This window comes from Vibrio lamellibrachiae (assembly GCF_050337265.1).
GTDB lineage: Bacteria > Pseudomonadota > Gammaproteobacteria > Enterobacterales > Vibrionaceae > Vibrio > Vibrio kyushuensis.
On sequence record NZ_JAKJSU010000012.1, the window covers coordinates 17,748 to 43,526 of the forward strand.

A 25,779-nucleotide genomic window follows, 5' to 3' on the forward strand; every position below is an offset into this window, starting at 1 on the left:
ATATAGCCTTAATTATTCGACGTCTTGGGTAGTTAGTTGAAAGTAAAAACCATCAGTTACTTATAATTAGTAGGGTTGGAAGCTTAGGTTCGTTTAGGACCTTAAGGTTTTCATCCAACCCTAACACTTTCTATTACTGTGTTGTTTTGTGAAATTTAAGTTTTTGTAATTTCAGCTTTTTGATAGTGCTATTTATTCTCTAAAGCAAAATTTGAGAGCAAATAAGTACCGTTACTAAACCGCCTAGCATTGGAATAGCGGTACGCTTAGCAAGCTCTATCGGTGATACATTCGCCACGCCAGCACAGGCAATAACCACGCCTGCTACAGGAGAGGCAGAACGCATTAGACCCGAAGCTAACTGCATTGGAAGCGCAACTGTTGCGGCTGCTGTACCGACTTGAGCTGCAACATCGGGCGCTAGATTTGAGAAACTAAAGAACGAAGCATTACCTGACCCCGAAAGTAGAGTAACGATTGCAATAATAGCAACCAATACAAGCACCATAGCAATGTAACCAAACCCTGCGTTAGCGGCGCTGTCTAATAGCAAGTCAATGAAGCCGATAGTCGATAGACCCGAAACAAAGGTTTGAGCAGCGATGATCAAACTAACAACGCTTGCGAATACCGCGCCCATACCTTCCAAATACACTTTAAGTGAAGCGCTGACTTTTTTGGCGTCACGTGTGTAAATGTAGTCGCATACCATACCGACAAATAGGGCGATAAACATCGCGGTGACGACATTCATTTTAACGCTAGTAATGGCAAATTTACTGAACGTTAGCAGCAGCGCTAGGGGTAGCACGGGCAGAATAGCGAACCATTTTGGTGCTTCACGATGCTCTTTACTTTTAAGGCTAAATTCATGAGTAACGCCGTTTTCTTCGTCCTTTTTATCAAAGTGTTTTTGACAAACAAAGTGCAGTACAGCAATGACAATCATTGCGATGATAGAAACGACCAATTGGTAGCTAACAAAGTAGGTGGCTACATCGATACCAGAGACTTCTGCTGCTTTATTTACCGCTGATGATGCAGGCCCTAAATCTAAACAACCTGTAGTCGCCACAACGGCAGCGGCTGCCGCGGGGTTACATCCAACACCCACCAAAACAGGGTACATTGCAACAAGCAGTAATAGTGCTAGTCCTGTGGCGCTAGGGATAAAGACATTGATTAGCTGTCCAATAATATAGGCAAGTGCAAGCACGACATATGGATTTTTGATTTTTGACAGTGGCTTAGTCGCTATTTGTACCATCGCATTCGCAGCGCCAATGTGGCTCATATAACGAGAGAAACCCCCAACGGCCATGATGATAAGACCCAGCTTGGAGAGGGTAGAAGATGAGAGGACGGTGATCACCTCAAAGAAATCAACGATAACAGAGCCTGTTGGTTTACCCCCCTTAGGAATGAAGTCGGAAGCCCCGTCCATCACGCCCAAAGCGATCATCATTAAGCCTGCTAAAAATAAAACCGCTTGTGTATTGTATTTCTTTACAACAAAGTATCCGACGGAAAAAATAATCGGTAGTGCTAAAAAAGTAACCATATTTCTACCCTTATAAATATATTGTGGAATTAATTGGTTTTATTTAAGCGAGTTTGTTCCGCCCAAATAAATTAGGTGTTTATTAAATGGTGAATATCGCTAGTTGATGGCTAGCTTTAAGTAATTACTAAACGTTATTTTTAAAGATACTAAATTCTTTAAATAGTCCTTCCATTTTGTCGAAACGATGTTTGTCATTTGAACGGTTAGACATACTTTTAATTAATAATTCGATGATAGAGAAGCCTGCGGCACGATTATTAAATATTGCACTGCTTTCACTGGCGGCTCGAATTTGTATATCGCTGTATGATACGAAGGGATTCACTTCTTGATCAGTAATGACGACAGTTTTCCCACCCACGTTGCTAAACCATCGAACGACTTTTACCGAGGTCGTTGAAAATCGATGATACGAAAGTGCAAGAAGAGTGTCTTTATCTGTGACGTCGGCAAGCTGGTGCGGAAGTGTTGATGAATCGGCTTTTAATAGTACAACATCATTTCTTAAGTAGCGGGCTAGCAGGTAAAAGTAATTGGCTAAAGCTTCTGCTGACGCACTACCAATGACGTAGAGTTTTCCGCTGTCATTGAGTAAGTGTGTCGTCGCCTGTTCTAACTTAGTGTCATTTAAATCACGATAGGTTTCTTCTATATTATCAAGAAGTTCTTTTTTGTGCTCTTCGATTAAACATGAAAGAGAACTCGATGTAGATTTATTATTGCATCGGTCGATAGGAATGCTGAGATCTAGAATGAGATCATCGGTTACTGCTTTTTTGAAGTCGAGAAAACCATTAAAACCCAACCGCTGTAAGAAACGCCCTAATGTGGCTTTTCCAATACCGATTTGGCTGCATAAATCATTAATTTTGGCAAAAGGTAACATTTCAAACTGACAAGTAAAGTACTCGACAATCTGCTTTTCAGATTCGGTTAAAGCATCAATAGTATTAACTGATTTTATAAACTCTTGCCTATTCATGTAATGACTCCTTCCTCTGTTCTTGAAAAGAATTGTCTCGTCATCAATAGGTGGGAACAAGGGAAAGATTTTTTCCCATAATCAAAGTGTGATCTAACGAATTTTAAATGATTAATTCCTCAATAGGATATGAATATCAAGAGGTTAATGGGTCGCACATACAATATGGACCTTGACCTGGCGCAATAAAATGAGTGTAAGTATGATTGCATATCACAGTTTTCAAATGCAACAGCGTGATAGTCCGAGGTGAATGATAAATCCAACATATAATTACTAATCAATGGATTAGTGAATTTACTTGTAGCGGTAGTTTCACATGGGACAGTTAAGGATAATCGATATGCCTATGAAGGTGCCTAAAGGGGCAATTTTTGCAAAACACGAAATAGGGGGCCATTTGTACTTGTGGTCCAAAAATAAAGGGAAAGCGACGTCAACTCATCTTATTATTAGCGCTCACGGGAGAACCTCCAGTAAAAAGCCTATTAAATTGAAATATGGGCAAAACTTTTCATTTTATTGTGAACATGGCTTTACCCAAGGTGGTTCAATGGATATTCGAAAGCTCGCCTCGGGTTATGTCGAGCCACGACAAGTAATTAGTAATTCTGCTCTGAGTCATGACTATGTTTTGTCAAAATATCAAGCTTCTGATGAAGCTGAAACCTATGCATATATCGCTAAAGGAATGCACGATTTAGAGTCCTATTATCGAGATGTGCTGAAGCTAGATGATACTACCGTTCAAAGCTTTCTAATGCAGCACAATGGCAGTGTGCAAATGGACGTGCTGACGATTCGAAATCGCTCTTGCGGTACGCCACCTACATTTTATGAAACAGTAAAAGCAGTTCAGGATGCAGGATTAAAATACGATCATATTCATTGTTCGTTCTGTAGAGGCTTTGAGAATGGAACTAACTCTGGCCAACAAAACCCGATTCCGCGTGGTTCATCTATTTTTGGTTAATGCATACTGAATAACGTTTAGGCGATCTTGATGGTCGCCTTTGTTTTGCTTAATGGTTACAACATCACAGATGTAACGATTTAAGGGTAGCGTTATCTATTTGCGTGAAGCATCTCTAATGCCTTTTGCGCTGTTTGAACTGTTGAGTTCGGATTTTGCCCTGTGATAAGTTTTCCATCAACCACAGAATGCCCAGCAAGAGGAAATAGCGCTTTACTGAAACTCATACCGCGACTTCTTAGCACTTTTTCTAGGTTATAAGGGACGAAGCTCTTGGCACCTGCAATGGTTTCGTCAAAGTAAGGAAATCCGGTTCCTTTTTTACCTTTGATTAGATAATCACCGTTGCTAAGCTTTACGTTTTGTAAGGCTGCTACGCCATGGCAAACGGCTGAAACAACCTTACCCGCTTCAAACATTTTGCTTATAATCGTTTGAAGTTCTTTATTGTCGACTAAGTCCCACATTGCACCATGGCCGCCAGCAACATAGACGATATCGTATAACTTCCAATCGATCTCAGTGAGAGACTTTGAATATGCCAATTGAGACATAAAGGCTGAATCTTGGTAGCGTGACTTTGTTGCTTTATCCAAGACAAAAAAACCTAAGCTACGTTTATCAATGGGTATTTCTCCCCCCTTGGGGCTTACAACATCAATGTGATAGCCCGCTTGCTCAAACTCATCATAGAAGTGAGTCAACTCCGATAGCCATAACCCTGTCGGAACGATATTTTCTTTCTTAACGTGTGAATGATTCGTAGCGATCACTAGTGCATTTTTCATCATAATTAACTCCAACCGATCATTTCTGTTTTAGTCGTGAATGGGTCAGGACGTTCAATCGCATCTAACATCCAAGTGGCCACGTCTCGTTTTGAAATTTGAGAGCCAATAGTAAAGCGGTTAACCAATGATGCTGACTTGTTTTGTTGTTTATCTACAAGCCCGACTGGACGCACGGCTAGGCTATCTATATTACTTTTAGCAAGTATTTGTTCCATATTATCGAAGTCATTGAATGTGATCTGTACGTTACTGTTACGAATAATCAGCCTCATCAGTGGGCTGACTCTATCAAAGCTATTACCGACACCTGCGGCGCTGACAACAACGATACGGTTGACCTGATGTTTCTTCATTGAATCAACGATGTTTTTTCCGCTGCTTTGCGCTAAGTTGGATGGAGAGACAACTTTTGACCATGGGTTTGCCGGACTTTTTCTTTTGATCCCTAGGCATGAAATTACTGCATCTTGGCCTTTCATTGCGTTATCAAGCGCATCTTTATCCAGTACTTCCCCCCGTAATACTTCAACACCTTCTGGTGCGCTATAGCGTGTCTCAGGGCGAATCAAGACTCTTACTTGAAATCCACGCTCTTGAGCAATCTTAACTGCCCACTTTCCACAGCCTCCAGACCCGCCCAGTATCAGTAATTTTTTGTTTTCCATGGAAGGTTACCTCTCTATAATTCAGTTCAATTGCTAATCTCGTTAAAGAGACAATACAGGGTGAACTTGGGCCGAAATAGATGACAAGGGGCAAATCAGTTTTGTCTTTCTGACAATAAAGAGTTAGTTTGGAGCAGGTTTTATAAGGATATTGTGATTATTGTGGATAAATTGAGAGCATTACGCTATTTCAAACAGGTTTCTGAGGTCAATAGTTTTAGTCTAGCGGCACTAGAGTTTGATGTTCCTGCTTCATCAATTTCACGTCGAATCAAAGATCTTGAAAATGACCTTGGCGTGGAGTTAATAAAGCGCTCAACGCGCCATGTCAGCACAACAGAACTAGGCAGCGTTTATTATAATTTGATTTCAGATGCCCTAAAAAAAATTGATGATGCAGACGAGCTTATCTCGCAGAGAATGGATGCCATGGAAGGAAAGCTAAGAATTAGTTCTACCACAAGTTATGGTGAGAAGGTTCTTTCCCCCATTTTGCAAAAATTCCGTAAAAAGTACCCTTTGATTACTCTCGACTTAGATTTTTCTGATGAAAAGGTCGTCTTTGGCCAAGATGCCGTGGACATAGCGATACGGGCAGGGCACGCACCTGAAGAGCGAGTGATCGCAAAACGGATCTCTAGTGCCGAATTTAAATTAGTTGCGAGCCCAGCGTTAGTTAGCAGCTTAACTGAGCGTTATGGCCGTTCGGTGCTAAATATTAAAGATCTAGAAAAGTGCCCGACATTGCAATATAGAGGTAACCACGGAGATCTGTTGTGGTGGGCGTTAAGGGATGAAGTTTGGGAGAAAGTCGACATCACCCCGCTTATGCGTTGCAATAGTGCCGAAACATTGATGAATGCGGCTTTACGAGATGAAGGGTTAGCTCTTTATCCGACTTGGTGGATTAAGGACTATTTAGCGTCTGGGGAGTTGGTGGAAGTGCCTACTGAGCGCCCTATATCGAGTACAAGGGGGGTTAACCTAGATATATATATTTTGTATCAGCAAGCGAAATATCAGATTCCCAAAGTTAAACAGTGTGTCGACTTCATCTTAGAGCAATTAAAAGAAGCTGATTGAGCGTATCACCCCAGAGAAATAGAGAAATAGAGAAAAAGAGTACTCCATCTCTGTTTTACTCAAGGGACAAAGACACGGTACTCCCCTGAGCGAGATTTCTGTAAATTGGTCTTGTGACTGACAGGTGTACATCTCCTAGAGACTGAGCAAACGTTGTTTCAATGAGACTTGGATTTCTGAGCGTATGAGATGCTGAAAATCGAAATTCTAAAAGGTGATCAGAAAGGGGATTTGAATCTGATTTGATCGTGGCTAGTTCAACCGTATAGCCATCAAGGCGAATGGTTGTTTCAGTTAAGATGACCGACATTAACTTGCCTGCTAAGTCAGTTGAAGAGAGGTCATCTTCTAGAAGTAGCACTGAATTTAATCCCGTTAACCAAGCTTGATGGTCTTGAAGTTGAGTAAGCCATAAGTCTCGATTGATATAGAGTCTAAGTTCAACTTGCCCATCTCGAAGAGTAATTTGGGCAGATGTTTGCTTTAAAGTGTGTGAAAAAGCGGGATTGGAAAAGAAGACTCCCGCCATGGTAAAGAGCACAGCGATGAAAAACTGGATGTTTCGTTTTATTTGATTTTTTTCGAGTAATCGTTTCATCGGCAATACGTTCCAGACTCAACCTTGCCATTATTACTAATGGTTTTTTGCTCAAAATCGTAGCAGTTATCTTTGCTAGAGGATGGCTTGTATCGGGAATAATACTCCACGCCTTGATAGAGATAGGTCATAGAGCGAGTACCGTCTTCCAACTCAATATGCTTCAGGTTCATCACTCCGTCTTTAGGTGGTTTTAAATCAGATCGAGCGTTCGCCCCTCTCAAAGGTGCCACTCTTGGCAGGATACCAGTGTCGACTTCACCGACGAGACATTGAAATATATACGGAGGCTTTTCCGAGGTGTGATAGCGATAACCGTAGGTTGCGTCGGCTTGCCCGTTACATACATCTAGATCACCACTAGAAACGACAGAACCATCAGGGTTGTTGTCAGTATAAAGTGGAAAGCCATCATAACCCCAACCAATAATAGAGGCATCATGATAGCTATCCATAACATTGATCATACAAGTTGGTTTAGCATGATAGTGATAGTCGTCACCACGCCCTGCATGGCCGCCACATTGGTCGAGTTGGCCAAGTAAAATAGTGTCTTTACTTGGGTTATAGCGTCCAATATCGAGTTCTCCCTGAGAGGAGTAGTCGTAGATAGGAACACCGTTTACAGCAATCCCTAATGAGGCGTCAATAGTCGTTTTATCGCTTGCCATTTTGGGTGTTAATTTGATCGGCGCAATATAACCCAAAGCAGGTACTGGGATCTGTTCGTTAGTTCCAGTTATACCTGTCATTACTTGATGTTCGGGATAAGTATCTGACTGGATGTAGGCGTATTTTTTGTCACATATAATGGCGACATTACTAAATCCTGAATCGAGAATAGATGCTTTAATTCGAGAACATTCAAGGCTTTCAATATGGCTACTAGGTAGTGTGATTGCTTGTTGCTGTTTACCTCCCCTTGGTGGTGGCTTCTTTCCTCTAGAATCATTCTTAGCAAAAACAGAATTAGTCGATAAGCCAAATAATGCTACCAATATGATAAGAAGTACAAATGAGGTCTTCATTGACGACGATTCCTTAGCTTGTTACTTGTCAGAACTTAAAGTGACACGACACAAGATCGTGTTGTCGGCTTCTATATCTGAGGTCCAAATGAATTGAGCACTTCTGTCCCACTTTATCCGGTCATAACCACCTTTTGGTCTTACTGTTGATTTGGAAAATATGACTGCATTTGGCCACTGGTTGTCATCAAAACCTTGAGCTTTCCAGTCATTGGGTTCGGGGACTATGCTGCTCTTACAATCTTTGTCAGGGTTACTAGATTTCTCACAGTGCTTATCAAGCGGTGCTACGTGGATAGGCAAGCACCTCCAATGACTATCCGAGACCAATAATAGTGATCCATTTGAAGCTTGCTTAAATTGAGCAATAAAGCCTCCGTCGCCCATCTGCTGCTTACGGCTTCCTATGTATTCAAGGCCTGTGTCGTTTTGTTTGAAATCTTTTATTACGAAACCAATTTCTGCGGGAAGATTAATTTCGAAAGTAAATGATTCAGCATTAAAAGAGCGTTCGGTGTTTATCGATACTGAATCTTGTTTAATCAGCGTATCACCGAGGTACATTGCAAACCAATTATCAGACCAAATATCGGCATGAACTTGTGTGGATTTACTTTCTGCAAGCGGGGTAAACGAGAGGCACAGTAGAACTAGGAGTCGTGCATCAATAGCGTTTAACTTAGATTCTAGTTTCATTTTATCAATCAAGTGTTTGTAAGCATTTAATTATCTTAGTCAATAAATCGAGTGCCGCGAGTTTAGTCGTGTAGAAACTTTGATCAGTGCTCGTAATGTGCCCGCAGTACCGAATTGGAGAAATAAAAAGGCGCAGAGAATATCTGCGCCTAAACATTGTCACAATAAGTAGTTATTGATAAAGAATCAGTGAAGTCGTGACAAATTAATTACCGATAATAGCTGGTATACCCGGAAGCTGACCAACTGCGGCTAGTGAACCAACACAGATAACAAACGCTGCCCCTGGGATGAGGTACTTGTCTTTGTTTGAAAGCTCTTTTGCTCGTTCGTGGTCACCAATAAGGCCCATATTGTCGAGTAGCATCGTGGTTGCCCAACCAAAAACAGGGTTTACAAACGCACAAGCGAAGATACAAATACCGGCACTTAGTGAGTCTTTATGCTTGTGGATCATCTGCATACCAGCTTCAAGTAGCGGTAGAAAAACACCTACGATCAATGCAACGCGCAGAACAGGTTCCCACATTGCCAGATCCATAGGGTAGCCTATAACTGCGGCAGCAATACACATCACACCTGTTAGCAGTGCACCACCGGGGATAGGGCGCTTAGCTATAGCCGCTGGGATCATGTATGTTCCCCAAGATGAAGCTAGGTTACCACCACCTAGGAAAGAACCAATACCCTGACGGATAGAAGCAACCATCATGGTGTCATCTACGTCCATCAATACGCCTTTTGCATCTTTAGGGTAGTTAAGCTCTTGGAATACACGGTGCCCTAGGTAGTCCGGAGACCACATCGCAACTGCCAGAAGTGCAAACGGCGTTACCGCAACAAAGTGAGCTAAGTTCGGCCAGCCCAGTTGCCAGCCTGTGTCTTCACCCCACCAGTAAAATGGGCTAAAGTGCGGTAGGCCAGGCTCGGTTGAGAAGGCAAATTCTGCCCCCATAGCATAAGCGACAATACCCGCAATCAAAGAACATAGCGGGATTGCCAGCCAGCGTTTATTGATTTTTGCTAAGTAAGCGTAAACAGCAAGAGTTACGCCAATCACAGCAAATGAAATGTAGCCCTGATCAGTGCTCGCTGCCCATGTTTCGGTTTTGTTGATCTGACCGATCAAACCCACCGCACCAAGGTAAATAAGTAAACCGCCCCGTACACCAACTCCGGTGAGGGTCATCAGTTTAGAACCCCCTTTGGTATAAGCGAGTACAAGACCAAAAACACACACCATGATGCCGAGTGCCAGTGGGTGTCCACCGGCCGCGGCTATCAACGGTATTAGCGGAATCATCGGGCCATGGGTACCGGCTAGGTTTGCGTTAGGGTTTAAAATTGCTGAGAATAAAATAACAAATAGACCACCGGCAATGAGTAGCTCATAGCGAACGTTCTCAGCGACAAACTCCGGAGACAGCCCAAACTGCGCAGCAAATACGGCAACCATAGCGGTTACCATCACGACTTTACCAATGGTTGCAGCAAGTGCCGGTACTAGGTCTTCAAGTTCGACACTGTAGTCACGCGAAGGTAAGTGAATACCCCAGCGGCGAAAACTCATGATTTTTAGATCGTGATTAAGAAACTCTTCACGACTTTCAAACTCTTGCGCCTTACGACGCATATCTCTATAAAAAGTCTTGCTTTTCCTAGACATCTACTCTTTCCTTATAGGATTTCGAGTCAACCCAATTCGTTCAATCTCGCTTACGCTTGGTATACTGACCTTCGATCAGTACGGGGCGACATCCCAGACGCTACCATGCACCTCTATTGTTTCAATAAAGAGGAGATTCGAAGAACTGCAGTTACTCGATGTTGAATAAACGGGAACCTCTGCTCCCGTATGAAATACGAACTACGACTTCACCTTGAGTCTAAAAAAGACATTTGCAGGACTTATTGATTTGGGTTAATTAATAGCTAGAGTTCAGGTGGAGAGGGCTACTACTTTTAATAAAATTGCAGCACACTGCACACTTTTGAGTGAATTATCAATTGTCACTGTTGAGCCGGTAAAAAAGAATGAAAATCTCAGAACATGCTAACCGTACCGAGCAACTGTTTGGTATTCGAGCCGAAGAAATACATAAATGGATTGATGGATTTTTTGATCACAATGGCACTGATCATTCATTAAGAATGTCCAGCAATATGGACTATGATCCCTACGATCATCGCCGTTTTCGCCACTGTAAAGAGGCGCTTGGTGAAGCGGTAAAAGAGTTTGGCGATAAGTATACCAATCAGCAAATCAAAGATATTTTTGAAACCCATGTTCGCGACGACTATGCGGGTTACCTGCCTTTAAGAGCTGACTTTGAAAACGGTACGTTTACAGCCAAATACCACGACGCAGCGCATGCTGAAGAGATTCGTGAGGTACTTGATGCGGGTGAGCTGGAAGATTACTTTAGTGGCCTACATCACTCTAGCCAAGAGAATCAATCTTCTATCAATAATTTCAGTTTCCGAATTGTGTTGCCAACGATTATTGCGATTGTACTTTTTGTCACCTCCATTATTTATGTGATTGTCCCTCTTGTTGAGGACTCAATGCGCGGGCAAAAAAGGCAGATGCTAAAAGAGCTGACTTCCACTGCGGTAAGTATTGTTGACAGTTATGTTGCTCAAGAGCAGAGCGGTTTGATGACCACTGAGGAAGCAAAGGCCAAAGCAGCTTTAGAAATTAAAGCTATGCGTTACGGTGCTGAAAATAAAGACTATTTCTTTATAACTGATATGCAGCCAAAAATGATCATGCACCCATATCGACGTGATTTAACCGGGCAAGATCTTACCAATTATAGAGACAGCGAAAATACCACTGGTTTTCCAGTGTTTGCTGAAATCACTAAGCTAGTTAAAGCTAAACAGCATGGATTTTTAGAGTACCAGTGGCAGTGGAAAGACGATCCAAACATTACTGCACCCAAAATGACTTATGTTCAAGGCATTGAAGAGTGGCAATGGATCATTGGAACAGGGGTCTATTTTCAAGATGTACAGCAAGGGATTGATCGTCTAGAAGCAACATTATATCGAGTGTTTTTTATTATTACATTAGGCTTAATCGGGGTGATGGGCTATGTACTTTCACAATCGAAATCATCTGAAATTCGTAAAAAACGTGCTGAAATGGCGCTACATGAAGCGAAAGACCGCTATCGTGCTCTGGTTGAGTCTTCCAATGAAGGTTATATTTTAGAAGCTGATGGCAAGATTATCTTTTCTAATAGCCGTTTACATCAACTCCTCGGATATACTGATAGCGAGTTAAAAAATCATTCTATTTGGAAAGAGCTGTTTGCCGATAGCCCACAAAACAGAGACGTCATTCAACATCTGTTGCAACTGTTTAATAATGAAAGTGAACCAGGAGAGTTTGAAGCTCAGTTAAAAACTAAAAGTGGGAAGCAGATTGATATCATTCTTAGTACCTCTAAGATATTTTTATCTGAAAAGTTAGGCCATGTGATCTCGTTTCGTCCGATTGTGCGCAAGATTTACGGTGGTCGCTTTGGTTCAGTGAACCAAGTGAGCAATTACCAAAAACTTAGCAGTGTCATTGTGACTGAAATTGAAAACGGACAGAGTCATGGGCAAGTGGTGGAGTCGCTTAATCAACTACCAGATCTGATCCGAGAAATGATAGAGACAGGCTCACGTCCAGACTACCTTCGTCGTCTCATTGGTAGCACTTATGATGCGGCCATTTGCCGTTTTATTGAGTTAACAATTGATGACATTGGTGAACCACCGGTGCCATTCTCCTTTATCTCATTTGGTAGTAATGCTCGTCATGACATGACGCTGTTCTCTGATCAAGATAATGCGATTGTCTTTGAAACTCCAGACGACGCTGACCTTAAGTCTATTCGACGCTACTTCCTACATTTGGCAGAAAAGGTCTGCGCCATGCTAAACCAAGCTGGGTATAGTTATTGTGATGGGCTGATCATGGCGTCGAATCATCAATGGTGCTTGAGTCAGAAAGAGTGGCAAGCCAACTTTAGTGACTGGATAGACAAAGCCTCTCCAGATTCGATACTTGAACTCAATGTGTTTTTTGATATTAGATCTACCTATGGGGAAGCGCGCTTAGTAGACGCTATTCAATCACATATTCAACTTTTACTTCGTCAGCACCCAGAGTTTTTCTCAATTTATGCACAGAACTGCTTATCTTATGAAGTTCCACTTAATACCGCTGATGAAATCAAAACGGAAAAGCATGATGGTAGAGAATCGTTGAATTTAAAGGACTGTTTAAGACCAATGGAGATTTTCTGTCGACTCTATGCGCTTAAGCATGACATTCGAGAGATCAATACAATGGCGAGGCTTAAAGGGCTGTTAGCCGAAGAAGAAATTGACGCGAAAGCCTTTAGAGAAATGGTGTATATTTTTGACCATATTTGGCATCTTCGCTTTATGAATCAGATCATCGAATACACAGATTTGCGTAAAGTGAACGATGTACTAGCCATCAATGATCTTACTTATCTAGAACAAAAAAACCTTAAGAATGTCGTGAGCAGAATTTCGATTTTCCATGATAAAGTGATGCGAGACTTTTTTTGATTCATTCAAAGCGAATCAAGCAAGATAGGGCACACGAATAAAAAGAGGTGAACACAATCATTCACCTCTGTTTTCATTTTTACTAACCCGCTATCTAAGCATCTAAGTTTTTAGCCTATCAAGCTGCTCGTATTGAGCACGAACAAGTTCAGATAAGTGATTGCTACTATCAAATGACTGATCTGCCAATCGCGCTAACTGCGCTGTTGAGTCGGATATACCGGTGATGTTTCTGTTTATCTCTTCGGTCACTGCACTTTGCTCTTCAGCTGCGGTGGCAATATGAGTAATCTGGCTTGAAACAGTATCAATTTGGCCGACTATCGCAGTGATTGATGACAAGGCCTCGTTAGTCTGGGATACGGCAAGTTCAGCTTTTTCTGTGCCGGACTCGATAACTTTTGAGGCGCTATCTACTTCGATTTGAAGTGCGTTGATGAGCTGAGTAATGTCATCGGTTGAACTCTGAGTTTTAGAGGCGAGGGAACGAACCTCGTCAGCAACCACAGCAAATCCTCGCCCTTGTTCGCCAGCTCTGGCGGCTTCGATGGCCGCATTGAGCGCCAACAAGTTGGTTTGGTCTGCAATTGAACGAATGACTTCAACGATGGAGCTAATATTGTTACTGCTCTCGGCTACCTTGCTCACAGCCTCTTTTGCATGCAGTGATTCCTTCGACATCGTATCTACGTGATCCATTGCTAGAACCAAGCTATTTTCGCAAGATTTGAGGTTCTTAGACATATGTTCAGTTTCACTGGCAGTCTGTTCTGAAGAGTTCGCCACTTCAGATGCGGTGGCACTCATTTGGTTCATAGCTGTTACTACATTTTCGATTTCACGGTTTTGATCATTAAGGCTATCCCGCGTTTGTTGAGCAATCGTTGCAGTGGAAGAGCTGACATTTTGAGACTGATCTGCAAGTCCTTTAAGTTCGATAATCAGTCTCTTTAGTTTATCGATAAAGAGATTGAAACCGCGGCTTAGAGCAATAAGTTCAGCATGTGATTCAATCGAAATCGATTGTGTAAGATCACCTTCAGAGCTGGCCAAATTTTCTACTCGAGTTTGAATAGTTTTAATAGGGGCGACAATGCCTTTAATCACGATAGCAATGCTGATGATGGAGATGATTGAGACAACGATACCCAGTATCATCTGTAGACGGCCAAGTGAATTAGCCATCTCCTGCATTGAGTCGCTGAGTATGTTAGCAGTGCTGAATGCTTGCTGATTCGGAACCTCGATGATCAATGACCAACTGTTTTTAGCTAATGGGATATCGATGCTGTAAGCGACGGCGATTTCGATGTCGTTTTCAAAGTAGCCGTTATTTTGGTGAAGAGAGCTTAATGTTTGGGCTAGCTCTGAAGGTATCGCTTCTTTTAAAGGTCGTCCTTTTTGTTCGTAATGACTGGCTGCGACGATTAGCCCTTTTGCACTGAGAAGAGTGACTTTCGCTTCACCGCCATAGAGGCTTTGAGATAACTCATCGATCAATTGTTGAAAAATGGGAAGGTGAATATCGACCCCAACAACGCCTGAGAATTGACCCTGTTTAATAACCGGAGCCACCAGAGAGCTCATCATGACTTCCTGACTATTCACCTCTTCAAGATAGGGTTCCATGATGCAGGGTTTAAGATTATCTTTAGAACATAAGTACCATTCCGCTTCTCTTAGCCCAAACTCATCAAGTTCATTAGCGTATTTCTCATCGGCATCTTCGACCTGCTCTTGTACGACACTCCCATCGCTTTCACGATAAAAATATAGCTCTAAGCTACCCACATCGGGAACACTATGGGTTGTCCCTTGAGTATTCTCTTCATCATTACCATCAAATCCGTTTGGTTCGAACTGTGCGTAAATCGCGGATAGCTGAGGGCTGTTATTTAAAGTAGCGTCTAGGTTTCCCTCGACAGCGTCGCGAGAGTTGAGAGAAGAACCAGATGTTTTGGCTATAGAAGCGGCGATTGAATAGGGAATTTGATAAGCACTATTAATGAATCCTGCGATCTTTTCACCATACATACCAGCCGTGGAAGACAGTTTTGACTTGATCTCGAAATGAATGCCTTGCTGAACCTGCTCGGCCATTTCTGCGTTCTTTTCGTTGAGCGTCCACCATAATGAAAGAGAGAGAAGCAGTACTATTGATAGGAATAGCGTCGATGTAATCCAAAGCAACTTAGTGCTAATCGATAAATGCTTCATGAGGTGAGCCTTAGATCTAAATAAATATTTGGTATTTAATAATAAAACTAGCAGTTACTAAGGCAGTTACAAGTTGGAGGCTAAAGACAGTCTTTGGGTTCTAATAACAGAGTGTTCTTGGAATACTCACCATCATGTTTTTGATTAACCGAACTACAATTATTGTCATATTTGGTCAGCAACTTCGAAAATTAAATTGGGACTCTAGAATTTAATTTAAGAGAGGAAAGAATGACGTTACTCACTAAGGGTCTATTTGGGGCTCTACTTTTTGCTACTTCGGTTGCAGCAGAAACCATTACATTGACGCTGCCTTCGTATTCTGATGAATCGCATATCTATTATCATGAGTTACTTTATCAAGCGTTAACGGATGCGGGGCACGAGGTACAGATTACAACTACATCGGTCCATATTCCCCAAAAACGAGCGATTCATAAGGTAAAAACGGGCGAGTTTAGCTTAATTTGGTTGGTGGAATCCAAGCAGAGAAATGAAGATAAGGACTACATTCCGGTGAGTGTCGGGTTAACGGACAGCCTAATTGGTCAGAGGGTGTTGTTTGTTCCTAAAGGGGATGAAGATGTTTTCAGGTTTGTTGATTCCTTGGAGGATTTTAGAACGCTAGGTAAAGTGGGTGGTTTTGGTCAATCTTGGTTTGATACTAAAGTTTGGGCGCTGAATGGTTTGCCTTATCTAGAGATCGATGGTGAGTGGAGAAGGCTATATAAAATGTTAGCCAGAAGAAATCGAGGCCTCGATTACTTTTCTCGTGGGCTGACAGAAATCGCCAATGAATCTATCCAACACCCGTATTTGTCCATTGATCCTTATCTGTTGCTTAGCTATGAGCGAGATTTTGTTTTCTACATCTCCAGTAAGCACGCTGATATTGTACCGGTGTTAAAAGAAGCCCTTATTGCCGCTGAAAAAAATGGATTAATAAAGGCGATGGCTAGAGAGTATTGGAGCGCCGACTTTGAGTTTTTAAATGTTGAAAGACGAAAAGTAATCAAACTCAAAACACCGAACTAGGAGTAGGCTTCCTTATCTCTTGATTAGTCTATGATTAAGTTAATTAGGCTACTTAAAATGAAAAAAGGTAGAGAATCATCTCTACCTTTTTCTTAAGAATAATCGTGTCGTAACAGTTCTATGAGTCCGCGTCAGCCCAATTGAACTTACTTTCGTCAACACCTTCTTTTGCTTCTTTGATACGTTCGCGTCGGAACTGTTCTGCACGTCGAGCGTCGTCAATCTCTTGCATGATAGAAGCTAGGTCAGCGTCGATGTCTTGTTCGGTAAATTGACCGGTTAGCTCGGTATCAGGCTTCAAATCGCCTTTTTCAAAGATCGCCCAAATTTCTTTGGCGTAGTCGGTCTCTTTTAATTCTGGTGCAAATTGGCTGTAGTAATCACGGATATTATTAATATCACGCGTTAGCATCCACTCTGCATTATTATTGGCAGCAGCATCAACGGCTTGCGGTAAATCGATGATCACAGGACCATACTCATCAACCAACACGTTGAATTCAGACAAGTCACCATGGATTAAACCGACGCAGAGCATTTTGACGACGTAAGTCATCATCACTGCATGATCTTCGAGTGCTTGATCTGCAGGCATCATGACGTCGTTGAGCCTTGGTGCTACGTAACCTTCGTCATCGGTGACCAGTTCCATCAATAAGACGCCGTCATAGCAACCGTAAGGTTCAGGAACTCTTACGCCTGCAGCAGCCAGTTTGAATAAAGCATCCACTTCGGCGCTCTGCCAAACTTTCTCTTGTTGGTCTCGGCCAAAACCTGAGCCTTTTTCCATCGCACGCGCACGGCGGCTGTTTCGGACCTTGCGGCCTTCTCGGTAGGCGACGGCTTTTTTAAAGCTGCGCTGCGTGGCTTCCTTGTACACTTTGGCACAACGGATCTCTTCACCGCAGCGTACAATGTACACATCGGCTTCTTTGCCACTCATCAGCTGGCTTGTTACCTCGTCGACTAAACCATCGTCAACTAAAGGTTGTATTCTTTTCGGTATTTTCATAGCGACGTTATACCTTACTTGGCGCCAATATGTAATGTTAAGCGACTAAATAACGCGAATTTTCGTCATCTTCACGATAATTTTCCGTGACGTTGCACTGACATTCCGTTACCTGTGGCTATGAGCGTAATGGATAACGTTATGAAACACCGCATTCTTCTTGCTTATATTTTTATAACCATGCGGTTGATTGGCGTTAAAACGAACAGCTTGGCCTTCTTTAAGTTCGTGCCACTCGTCGTCGAAAAGAACCAACATCTCACCAGACGTACATATTATGTGCTCTGTCACCCCAAGGTTATGGGCGTCGGAGTGGTGTTGATAATCAGGTGTTAGCGTTAGCTCGAATATCTCAAAGCCTAACGCTGGTTCGAACGGAAATAATAAACTGACAAGAAATCCAACGTTATACTCTTCGCGTCTAAGTTCATTAGCATCTCGAAACAGGCTCGTTATTTCATTATTGGAGCTCACTGATATTAGGTCTGAAATAGAAACATCAAACCCTGAGGCAATTTCCCATAGTTTAGCGATAGTAGGGCTCGATTCACCTCGTTCAATTTGACCTAGCATGGCTTTGCTCACGCCTGTCGCCTTTGCGGCTTTGTCTAGACTCCAGCTCTTTTCTTTACGAAGGCGCTTTAAGTTGTCACTGACTTTTATCTCTGTTTGCATAATTACTCTACAAAAATACTTGTGCGTTATAGCGCACAAGTGTAGGTTGTCTCTATGGACGTTATAACGCACATCGCCTTTAAAGAACATACCTAAGGGCTGAATAACATAACTAATGAGCTATATCAGATGACTAGCAGGCAATTAATATGACGAAACTAAAGTTTTCCCACATAAGCGCGGGATTCATAGCTGTTTTCATCGGCTACGCGAGTGCAGCCGCCATTATTTTCCAAGCAGCAATGAGTGCAGGTGCGAGTGAATCACAAGTGGCTTCTTGGTTTTGGGCATTAGGAATAGGAATGGGTGCTTCCACCATTTTGTTGTCGTTTCGTTATAAAAAACCTATCGTAACAGCATGGTCAACTCCGGGGGCGGCTCTGCTCATTACCTCTCTTGAGGGGCTAACAATGAACGAGGCCGTGGCGGCATTTCTCTTTAGTTCACTATTGATTACTTTAGTCGGTGCAGCGGGTGTGTTTGAAAAGCTATTGAAACAGATACCAACGTCCATTGCCGCGGCTATGTTAGCCGGTGTTTTATTGCAGTTTGGAATCGGGGTATTTTCATCACTACTGGAAGAAGTCCAGATTGTTTTTGTGATGTTAACCCTGTTCATCTTGATGAAAGCTTGGCTCAAAAACTTGTTGATTCCGGTTATTTTTTCGGTGGCTTTGGCATTATCTATCGGGATGGGGAAACTGGATTTAACGGCTGTAACACTTACAGTGACTCAACCTGTCTTTATCATGCCTGACTTTAACCTTTCCGCATTAATCAGTGTTGGGATTCCGCTGTTCATCGTTACTATGGCCTCTCAAAATCTACCGGGCTTTGCTGTATTGAAAGCGAATGGTTATAAAGTTGAATCTTCAAAGATCATCACGGCCACAGGGTTTACAGGATTAATACTGGCTCCATTTGGCGGCTTTGCTTTTAATCTAGCTGCGATTACCGGGGCGATTTGTATGGGCCCCAATGCTGACGAAAACCCGAAAACTCGATATATGGCCGCAATCTCTATGGGTGTGTTTTATCTGCTAGCGGGCGTATTAGGAATGTCATTTGTTTCACTATTTCAAGCGGTGCCAGCAGCCGTGGTGATGACCATTGCGGGGCTCGCTGTGATGCCCACATTGATGAATTGTTTAACGAGTGCAATGGCGGAGAGTGAGCAACGAGAGGCGGCGCTGTTGACGTTTTTAATGACTGCTTCAGGCATTACAGTGTTAGGTATCGGTAGTACGTTTTGGGGACTATGTTTGGGGCTAGCTTGTCATCGTTTGAATAGCGTTCGTAAAGAAAGGTTGAAAACGGCTTAATATTGTTAGCAATTTTTATGTTCAGAAAGTCGTTAATGTAATGGACGGATATATAGGCCATGAATGCCCAAACTGCATAAATTCAGTGTCTTGTCGGAGTTTTACATAGTCTAGCCGATGGAACAGTTAAATCTTCGATAAAATTTCGCCCTAAAAATTAACGCCATAGCATGATCTTTTTGTGATCAAGGTCGATATATCTACTACGTTTATTGATAGTGTTCGTATTAGGTGAAGGCTCATGAAGTTCAGTATTGTCCAGAGAATTGTTGGTGGTTATTTCATCATGTTTCTTCTATTGGCATTGCTCGGAGGAAGCAGTTTTCTCAAACTAGCCACGGTAAATGACCATGTTGTGCAAGTCACCAATGAAGCGACTCCGCTGCTAGTTGACACATCTCAGCTGCAAATATCAGTTCTTAAAAGCCAAAGAAGTCTTCTTGAGTATATTACCTACACGGATGCAGAGTACCTGCCTCCAATTATCTCTTTATTTAATGAACAGAAGGGGGAGTTTTTATCGATATTAGAAAAAATCCGATCTTCTGCCTCTGGGGTTGAGCAGACCAGTGCTATAGGTGATGCATCGCAATCCTATTTTTCAGTCGCCGATCAGATAATGGATCGTCATCGAAAATCTATTGAACTTAACCTCAAACTAAACAGCGCCCGTGAAGTGTTTGTGAAATACGAAGATTCGTTTCAAAAAGTGACGTTATTGCTTCTTGATAAGGTGAGTGGCAGCCGCTCACAAAGCAATAAAGTTGACCGTCTTACCAGCGGAATTAAGCGAGACTTGAGAACACTACGAGCTGCAAACCCTGAGATGGATTTGCAAAAATTGGTTAAGACCTTCACCAGTAATGTTAGCCGAGCAAAAGAAGGGATTAGTAGTATTAAAGTGAGTGCAGGTGTTATCGCTCGATTTGAAAAGACAGTCGCTAAGCTAGAAGAAGCGGGAGTGTCTGAACAAGGTATGTTGCCATTAATGATCCAGCAAAGGCAATTACAAGCTGAGATACGAGGTTTAATCGAACAATCTCAACGAAATACTCGCTTGGTTGAAAATGAAGTGGATCAACTCGCAACCATAGCGTTAGAAGAAGTGGATTCAACCAGCTTTGTTACGTCTCAATCGGTAGGCACTGCAAAAGTAATGATCATTTCATTGACGATGGCTTCGGCATTTGTTGCGGCCATAATCGGTTATTTAACCTCCAAAGCCATTCACAACCCTTTGTCGCTTATCAACCGAGTATTACGCAAGATGACACAAGGCGACATGACCCATTACGTAAACTATCAATCGAGCTGTGAGTTTGGTGAGTTGTCCCAATCGATTGATAAGCTGGTTTCTGAAATGAAAAATGTCCTCTCTCAGATTAATACCGGAACGGATAGCTTGGCGGAAGAAGCACAAAATGCCTCTAATATTAGCGAAACGACCATGTCTCGTGTATCTACTCAGAAACAGCAAATTGAGTTGGTCGCTGCCGCTATCTCTGAGATGGAAGTGAGTGTTTCTGAGGTGTTTCGTTCAACAGAACAATCTCAAAATGAGGTAGAAAGCGCTAACGCGAGTACTCAAGTAAGTCGAGAGCAAGTGGCAAGTAGCCTCGTTTTAGTCGAAGAGCTGTTTGAGTCTATCAATTCTGCGGTAGATATTGCCCATAAGCTGGAAGAGTTTAGTAACAACATCGGCAGTATCTTGGATGTTATTCGTGGCATTGCAGAACAAACTAATTTGCTGGCACTAAATGCGGCAATTGAAGCGGCTCGAGCAGGAGAGCACGGAAGGGGTTTTGCTGTAGTTGCTGATGAAGTCAGAACGTTAGCAACGCGAACGCAGCAATCGACCGTAGAAATTCAAGCCATGATCGAGCGCTTACAAGAGAGTTCTGAGCAAGTGGTGGCGGTTATGAATACCAGTCAGGATAAAACCAAAGAGTGTGTTAGCCAAAGCCGAGTCACTGACGAAACACTGAAGTCTGTCGCAGAGCGTATGGAAGCCATCAACGAAATGAGTATGCAAGTTGCTCATGCATCAGAAGAGCAAATTGCGGTAAGTAAAGATATAGCGAAAACCATTAATGAAATTTCTGAAGTAGCAACAGAAACAGAAACAGAGGCGAGAGGAGCATCGTCAGTAAGTGATGTATTGGCTCAGCTCGCACAACAACAACGGACACTGGTCCATAAATTTAAGCTGTAGTTGAGCGTTCGTTGGCGAATCAAAAGGTAGGGAGTGTTATGAGATATTTTATAAAGTTGAGCCTATTTTTTGCGGTGTGCTTTTCAGCCGTAGGGCAGAGTGGAACCTTGGTGATAGAGAGCTGGCGCGAAGATGGAAAAATCTGGAATGACAAGATTATTCCAGCGTTCAATGCCAAACATCCGGGAATCAAAGTTGAATACAAACATACGATCGCCACTGATTATAACGACCAATTAAACGGTCGACTTGCTGATGGAACGGCTGGCGATATTATTACCTGCCGTCCGTTCGATGATTCTCTAAAGTTATTTGAAGCAGGGAATCTGATTGATTTGACAGACGAAGATGGAATGGAAAACTTCCCATCCTTTGCGCAATCAGCTTGGCAAACCGATGACGGAGCCTCCACTTTTTGTCTTCCTTTAGCGTCGGTTATTCATGGGTTCTTTTACAATAAAACGATATTTTCTGAGTTAGGGTTAAAAGAGCCGAGTACGGTTGAAGAGTTTTTTGCAGCATTGGAAAAAGTGAAAGCGGATGGTAAGTATGTCCCCTTAGCTATGGGAACCAACGACAAGTGGGAAGCCGCGACCATGGGCTTTCAAAATGTCGGACCAAACTACTGGCATGGCGAAGATGGACGTTTCGCGATCATTTCTGGTGAAGGTAAATTGTCAGCGCCAGAGTATACCGCTGTTTTTGAGCAACTTGGTCGATGGGGCAGCTATATGGGCGAGGGCTATCAAACTCGTGGTTATGGTGATGCCATAGAGATGTTTGGAGGGGGCAAAGCAGCAGTTTATCCCGCCGGTTCTTGGGATATATCAGCGTTTAATAGCAAGATTGATTTAGGGGTATTTAGACCGCCAGTAGCAAATGCAGGTGACGATTGCTTTATCAGTGATCACACGGACATAGGAATTGGTGTTAATGCTAAGGGCTCAAATCAGGAAGAAGCATTAATTTTTATAAATTGGATGGCAAGTGAAGAGTTTGCAGGTATTTTTACCAACGCATTGCCGGGCTTTTTCTCTCTATCCAATCACTTCATTGATGTTGTTGATCCAACCGCGAAAGCGATGATCGCTTGGCGAGACGAATGTGACTCGACGATTCGAAATTCATATCAAATTTTAAATCGAGGTACTCCAAGTCTAGAAATGGAAATTTGGGAAACCAGTGTGGGTGTTATCAATGGTTCAATGATGCCTGCTGATGCTGCAAATCGTTTGCAGTCGGGTTTGGAAGGGTGGTACAAGCCATAGCATGTGTTTTGTATAGCTAAACAAGCAGCAATAAGAGTGGAGATCGGATCTCCACTCTTATCATCAGTTTAATGTGTTAGAGCATCCACAATGTCTGGCGATGAGAAAACCTCTTCAAAACGAGCTTTGTAAATCAGCTGCATCTCATTCATGATAGCTCCGCTATCAGGGATGTCATTTTCACCAGTAAAATTCTTCGATACCAGCTTTTTACCTGCTGGGTCTAAGATGATGATATCAACGTCATACCAAGATGAATCGGAAAACGCATGAAAATCATACTTCCACTCATTTAACGAGATTACTAGTGACTTCTTGCCATCTTGTCCTAACTCATCGATCAGGTCGGGAAGTTGAGTCTCAAGTTCTGTGAGATGTAATGTCGCATCGATGCCTCTATCCTTAAAGCCGTGTTCGATTCTGGTACCAATAAATGTTGCCATAGGCTCTTGAGTCGCGGTGTTGTAACTGTATGGAATACCAAGTGAACTTCGAATTATTCCCTCAAACGCAGCTGGTTTATCTTTATCTAATACATAGGGTCTTTGATCTAATACAGCGATAGAAACTGCTCCAATTTCAGACGAAATATTAACTTCTGGCGCTGATTCTTCGACGGTGAGTAGTTTTGCACAGCCGATTAGGTTCAATCCAGCGATTAGCAGCACAGTCCATTGTAATGTTTTAAGCATATTGAGTTCCTTTCAAATGGTGGCAGACAACTGATTTACGGACATCGATGTCGGATTAATATCCGTTAACTATGAAAAATATAGCATATGAATCGTGAGGCGTATGAGGATTTGATTGTGATGGGTCGCATTTTGGTTATGAACGAATATGATATGAGTGAGAAATGAAAACCTGTAGTGCTCAGCATTTCCTGTGTAAACTTAAGCTCATCATATGATTGGTGCGGTATGGAGAATATTAATGGAAGAGATAGTGTTTGCTGGCGGTTGCCTGTGGGGTGTTCAGGAGTTTATGAAACACCTGCCTGGGGTTGTCTCTACTGAAGCTGGTCGAGCGAATGGAACGTCGACTACAACAGAAGGTGAATACGACGGCTATGCGGAGTGTGTAAAAACTCAGTTTGAACCGACTATAGTGTCCGTTGACCAATTGATGGCTTACCTTTTTGAAATCATCGATCCTTTCAGCGTCAATCAACAAGGGGAAGACATTGGCGAGAAGTATCGAACGGGTGTTTACAGCACCAATCCAGAGCACTTGAAACTGGCAGCTAGCTTTATTCAAGCGCAGTCTGACTCAGATCGAATAGTAATTGAGGTACTTCCACTTTCTAATTACATCAAAAGCGATGATGAGCATCAGGACAGATTAACGTTACGGCCAAACGACTATTGCCATATTCCACAGGATCTCTTACATAAATACAGAGGTTCAAACTGATTGATGAATCTAGCTATCGAAAAGAAACTAATGCTTCGAGCGTTAAAGGTATCAAAGCGGGCATTGCCGGATTGCCAGCCTAACCCACCTGTTGGGTGCATATTGGCTATCGGCGAGAAAATCGTCGCAGAAGGATTTACACAATCGATCGGCGGTGATCATGCGGAGGTGACGGCACTGAAAGCCTATTCAGGTTCGATGGATGGAGTAACGGCATACGTGACTTTAGAGCCTTGTTCATTTGTTGGTCGAACCCCCGCATGTGCCGAAACGTTAGCGGAAGCTGGAATCAGAAGAGCGGTGGTAGCTATGTTAGATCCAGACCCAAGAAATAATGGTCAGGGTATTAGCTTGCTTGAACGTCGTGGTATTGAAGTTATCGTTGGTATCGCAAGTGATGAAGTCAGTGAGTTCCTTTCACCTTATTTAGGCTTGTCATAATCCTTCTTTGCCTTAAAGTCCTTTCAATGAATTGTAATATTCCACATAGCGCTCCCTGTGCTTAACCCCTGAACACAAGCTATTTGAACCAACAAACTAGGTAAGTATGGGCTTTACTTAGATTTGTTTTTATTTGTTGTTATGTTATAACGTTTTAATTATTCCGATTGTCGTAATGAGAACAACAGATGAGTTCCAAACCTGATCCAATCCGCGCAGTACCCACTAATATCATCACTGGTTTTTTGGGTGTAGGAAAAACATCCGCCATATTAAATTTAATGCAAAATAAACCTGAAGGTGAGCGTTGGGCTATTTTAGTTAATGAATTCGGTGAGATTGGTGTTGATGGCAGCCTGATGAAAGGGCAGTACGACGAAGAGCAGAAGGTCTTCATTCGTGAGGTTCCAGGTGGCTGCATGTGTTGCGCTGCAGGCTTACCGATGCAAATTGCTTTAAGTCAGTTGTTATCTGAAGCGAAACCGGACCGATTATTGATTGAACCTACTGGGCTTGGTCACCCTAAAGAGGTATTGGAAGTTCTGTTATCTGAGTACTATCGAGAGGTACTTTCACTGCAAAAAACACTGACTTTGGTTGATGCGAGAAAATTGTCTGATGTTCGATATACCAATCACGATACGTTTAACCAACAGATATCAATCGCCGACACGATTGTTGGTCATAAACTGGATCTTTATCAAGATGCCGATAAAGAGGTATTGCGGGATTATGTGGCGAAACATGGGCAACGAGGCACCAAAGTTCTATTCGCTCAACAAGGGCAGTTTGATTTTTCAGAGCTAAGTGGGCCGACCGTGTTTAGTACTGTGGCTTCACATCACCACCATCACCATGGGCATTCAAAGCCAATAGTCTCAGAGCTTCCAATTCCAGAGTGCGGTTTTATCAAAGCAGAAAATGAAGAGGACGGTTTCCAAAGTATCGGTTGGCGGTTTGAACCTACGAAAGTCTTTAGCCGAACAAAGCTCTCTTCGTTGTTAGTGAGTCTTAAAGCGGAACGAATGAAAGCGGTATTTATCACTGACACTGGTGTGTTTGGCTACAACCTCACCCCTGACGAGTTAACGGAGGTTGAGTTAGACGATTGCATGGAAAGCCGTATTGAATTGATATCAGGCACCATCGATGATTCGTTTGAAAAACATTTGATGGCGTGCCTCGTCGCTTAAAACATTAACTTTCACCAT

At 42.6% G+C, this 25,779-nt stretch carries 22 protein-coding genes; 10 read left to right on the top strand and 12 right to left on the bottom strand.

The features are described 5' to 3' along the window. Window positions 1–199 precede the first annotated feature (199 nt). Window positions 200–1,561: a C4-dicarboxylate transporter DcuC gene (gene dcuC / locus L4C54_RS19175; protein WP_428809402.1), complete on the bottom strand. Its 1,362-nt coding sequence runs from the start codon at window positions 1,559–1,561 to the stop codon at window positions 200–202. Between the two features lie 127 nt (window positions 1,562–1,688). Further along, the gene (locus L4C54_RS19180; protein WP_428809403.1) at window positions 1,689–2,546 is read right to left on the bottom strand and encodes a MurR/RpiR family transcriptional regulator; all 858 of its coding nucleotides are present in this window, start codon (window positions 2,544–2,546) and stop codon (window positions 1,689–1,691) included. Window positions 2,547–2,895: 349 nt separating this feature from the next. On the opposite strand from L4C54_RS19180, the gene L4C54_RS19185 reads away from it, so the two are divergent. Next, on the top strand, window positions 2,896–3,519 hold the full coding sequence (locus L4C54_RS19185) for a putative adhesin (RefSeq protein WP_428809523.1): 624 nt from the start codon (window positions 2,896–2,898) through the stop codon (window positions 3,517–3,519). 92 nt (window positions 3,520–3,611) lie between these two features. On the opposite strand, the gene L4C54_RS19190 is transcribed toward L4C54_RS19185, so the two are convergent. Together L4C54_RS19190 and L4C54_RS19195 are read right to left on the bottom strand one after the other, a co-directional pair. Next, a complete protein-coding gene (locus tag L4C54_RS19190; protein WP_428809404.1) occupies window positions 3,612–4,310 on the bottom strand; it encodes a type 1 glutamine amidotransferase domain-containing protein in 699 nt (232 codons plus the stop codon). A 2-nt stretch (window positions 4,311–4,312) separates the two neighbouring features. Continuing rightward, window positions 4,313–4,975 carry an NAD(P)H-binding protein gene (locus tag L4C54_RS19195; protein WP_428809405.1) on the bottom strand — a complete coding sequence of 221 codons (663 nt, stop codon included), beginning with the start codon at window positions 4,973–4,975 and terminating at the stop codon, window positions 4,313–4,315. A 162-nt stretch (window positions 4,976–5,137) separates the two neighbouring features. Between L4C54_RS19195 and L4C54_RS19200 the strand changes: the two genes are divergently transcribed. After that, on the top strand, window positions 5,138–6,058 hold the full coding sequence (locus tag L4C54_RS19200) for a LysR family transcriptional regulator (RefSeq protein ID WP_428800687.1): 921 nt from the start codon (window positions 5,138–5,140) through the stop codon (window positions 6,056–6,058). Window positions 6,059–6,113: 55 nt separating this feature from the next. On the opposite strand, the gene L4C54_RS19205 is transcribed toward L4C54_RS19200, so the two are convergent. From L4C54_RS19205 to L4C54_RS19220, 4 genes are all read right to left on the bottom strand, one after another. Beyond that, on the bottom strand, window positions 6,114–6,656 hold the full coding sequence (locus L4C54_RS19205; RefSeq protein ID WP_428809406.1) for a hypothetical protein: 543 nt from the start codon (window positions 6,654–6,656) through the stop codon (window positions 6,114–6,116). Further along, entirely contained in the window at window positions 6,653–7,684 is a 1,032-nt protein-coding gene (locus L4C54_RS19210; RefSeq protein ID WP_428809407.1) for a YHYH protein, read from the bottom strand. Before L4C54_RS19210 ends, L4C54_RS19205 begins: the two co-directional genes overlap by 4 nt. Window positions 7,685–7,705: 21 nt before the next feature. Further along, window positions 7,706–8,380 (bottom strand): PEBP family protein, encoded by a 675-nt coding sequence (locus L4C54_RS19215; RefSeq protein WP_428809408.1) that lies wholly within the window; start codon window positions 8,378–8,380, stop codon window positions 7,706–7,708. A 205-nt stretch (window positions 8,381–8,585) separates the two neighbouring features. Beyond that, complete coding sequence (locus tag L4C54_RS19220; protein WP_428809409.1) at window positions 8,586–10,046, bottom strand: DUF3360 family protein; 1,461 nt, start codon at window positions 10,044–10,046, stop codon at window positions 8,586–8,588. Window positions 10,047–10,414: 368 nt separating this feature from the next. Here L4C54_RS19220 and L4C54_RS19225 point away from each other — a divergent pair, with 368 nt between their 5' ends. Then, a complete protein-coding gene (locus tag L4C54_RS19225) occupies window positions 10,415–12,973 on the top strand; it encodes a DUF294 nucleotidyltransferase-like domain-containing protein (RefSeq protein WP_428809410.1) in 2,559 nt (852 codons plus the stop codon). 102 nt (window positions 12,974–13,075) lie between these two features. Here L4C54_RS19225 and L4C54_RS19230 read toward each other — a convergent pair whose 3' ends face one another. Then, window positions 13,076–15,190 (bottom strand): methyl-accepting chemotaxis protein, encoded by a 2,115-nt coding sequence (locus L4C54_RS19230; protein WP_428809411.1) that lies wholly within the window; start codon window positions 15,188–15,190, stop codon window positions 13,076–13,078. A gap of 231 nt (window positions 15,191–15,421) precedes the next feature. Between L4C54_RS19230 and L4C54_RS19235 the strand changes: the two genes are divergently transcribed. After that, on the top strand, window positions 15,422–16,225 hold the full coding sequence (locus L4C54_RS19235) for a hypothetical protein (RefSeq protein WP_428809412.1): 804 nt from the start codon (window positions 15,422–15,424) through the stop codon (window positions 16,223–16,225). Window positions 16,226–16,343: 118 nt separating this feature from the next. Here L4C54_RS19235 and L4C54_RS19240 read toward each other — a convergent pair whose 3' ends face one another. Further along, a complete protein-coding gene (locus L4C54_RS19240; protein WP_428800680.1) occupies window positions 16,344–17,237 on the bottom strand; it encodes a PA4780 family RIO1-like protein kinase in 894 nt (297 codons plus the stop codon). 108 nt (window positions 17,238–17,345) lie between these two features. Then, window positions 17,346–17,912, bottom strand: coding sequence for a helix-turn-helix domain-containing protein (locus tag L4C54_RS19245; RefSeq protein ID WP_428800679.1), 567 nt, complete (start codon window positions 17,910–17,912; stop codon window positions 17,346–17,348). 149 nt (window positions 17,913–18,061) lie between these two features. Between L4C54_RS19245 and L4C54_RS19250 the strand changes: the two genes are divergently transcribed. The 3 genes from L4C54_RS19250 (at window position 18,062) to L4C54_RS19260 (ending at window position 22,714) form a co-directional block, all read left to right on the top strand. After that, on the top strand, window positions 18,062–19,234 hold the full coding sequence (locus tag L4C54_RS19250; protein WP_428809413.1) for a benzoate/H(+) symporter BenE family transporter: 1,173 nt from the start codon (window positions 18,062–18,064) through the stop codon (window positions 19,232–19,234). Window positions 19,235–19,475: 241 nt separating this feature from the next. After that, the gene (locus L4C54_RS19255; protein ID WP_428809414.1) at window positions 19,476–21,446 is read left to right on the top strand and encodes a methyl-accepting chemotaxis protein; all 1,971 of its coding nucleotides are present in this window, start codon (window positions 19,476–19,478) and stop codon (window positions 21,444–21,446) included. 38 nt (window positions 21,447–21,484) lie between these two features. Next, on the top strand, window positions 21,485–22,714 hold the full coding sequence (locus L4C54_RS19260) for an ABC transporter substrate-binding protein (RefSeq protein ID WP_428809415.1): 1,230 nt from the start codon (window positions 21,485–21,487) through the stop codon (window positions 22,712–22,714). 68 nt (window positions 22,715–22,782) lie between these two features. Here L4C54_RS19260 and L4C54_RS19265 read toward each other — a convergent pair whose 3' ends face one another. Beyond that, window positions 22,783–23,406 carry a hypothetical protein gene (locus L4C54_RS19265; protein WP_428800675.1) on the bottom strand — a complete coding sequence of 208 codons (624 nt, stop codon included), beginning with the start codon at window positions 23,404–23,406 and terminating at the stop codon, window positions 22,783–22,785. Window positions 23,407–23,647: 241 nt separating this feature from the next. Between L4C54_RS19265 and L4C54_RS19270 the strand changes: the two genes are divergently transcribed. The 3 genes from L4C54_RS19270 (at window position 23,648) to L4C54_RS19280 (ending at window position 25,761) form a co-directional block, all read left to right on the top strand. Then, on the top strand, window positions 23,648–24,127 hold the full coding sequence (locus L4C54_RS19270) for a peptide-methionine (S)-S-oxide reductase (RefSeq protein WP_428809416.1): 480 nt from the start codon (window positions 23,648–23,650) through the stop codon (window positions 24,125–24,127). A 3-nt stretch (window positions 24,128–24,130) separates the two neighbouring features. Continuing rightward, on the top strand, window positions 24,131–24,568 hold the full coding sequence (locus tag L4C54_RS19275) for a bifunctional diaminohydroxyphosphoribosylaminopyrimidine deaminase/5-amino-6-(5-phosphoribosylamino)uracil reductase RibD (protein ID WP_428809417.1): 438 nt from the start codon (window positions 24,131–24,133) through the stop codon (window positions 24,566–24,568). Window positions 24,569–24,756: 188 nt separating this feature from the next. Beyond that, window positions 24,757–25,761 (top strand): CobW family GTP-binding protein, encoded by a 1,005-nt coding sequence (locus tag L4C54_RS19280; protein WP_428809418.1) that lies wholly within the window; start codon window positions 24,757–24,759, stop codon window positions 25,759–25,761. The last annotated feature ends 18 nt before the right edge of the window (window positions 25,762–25,779 follow it).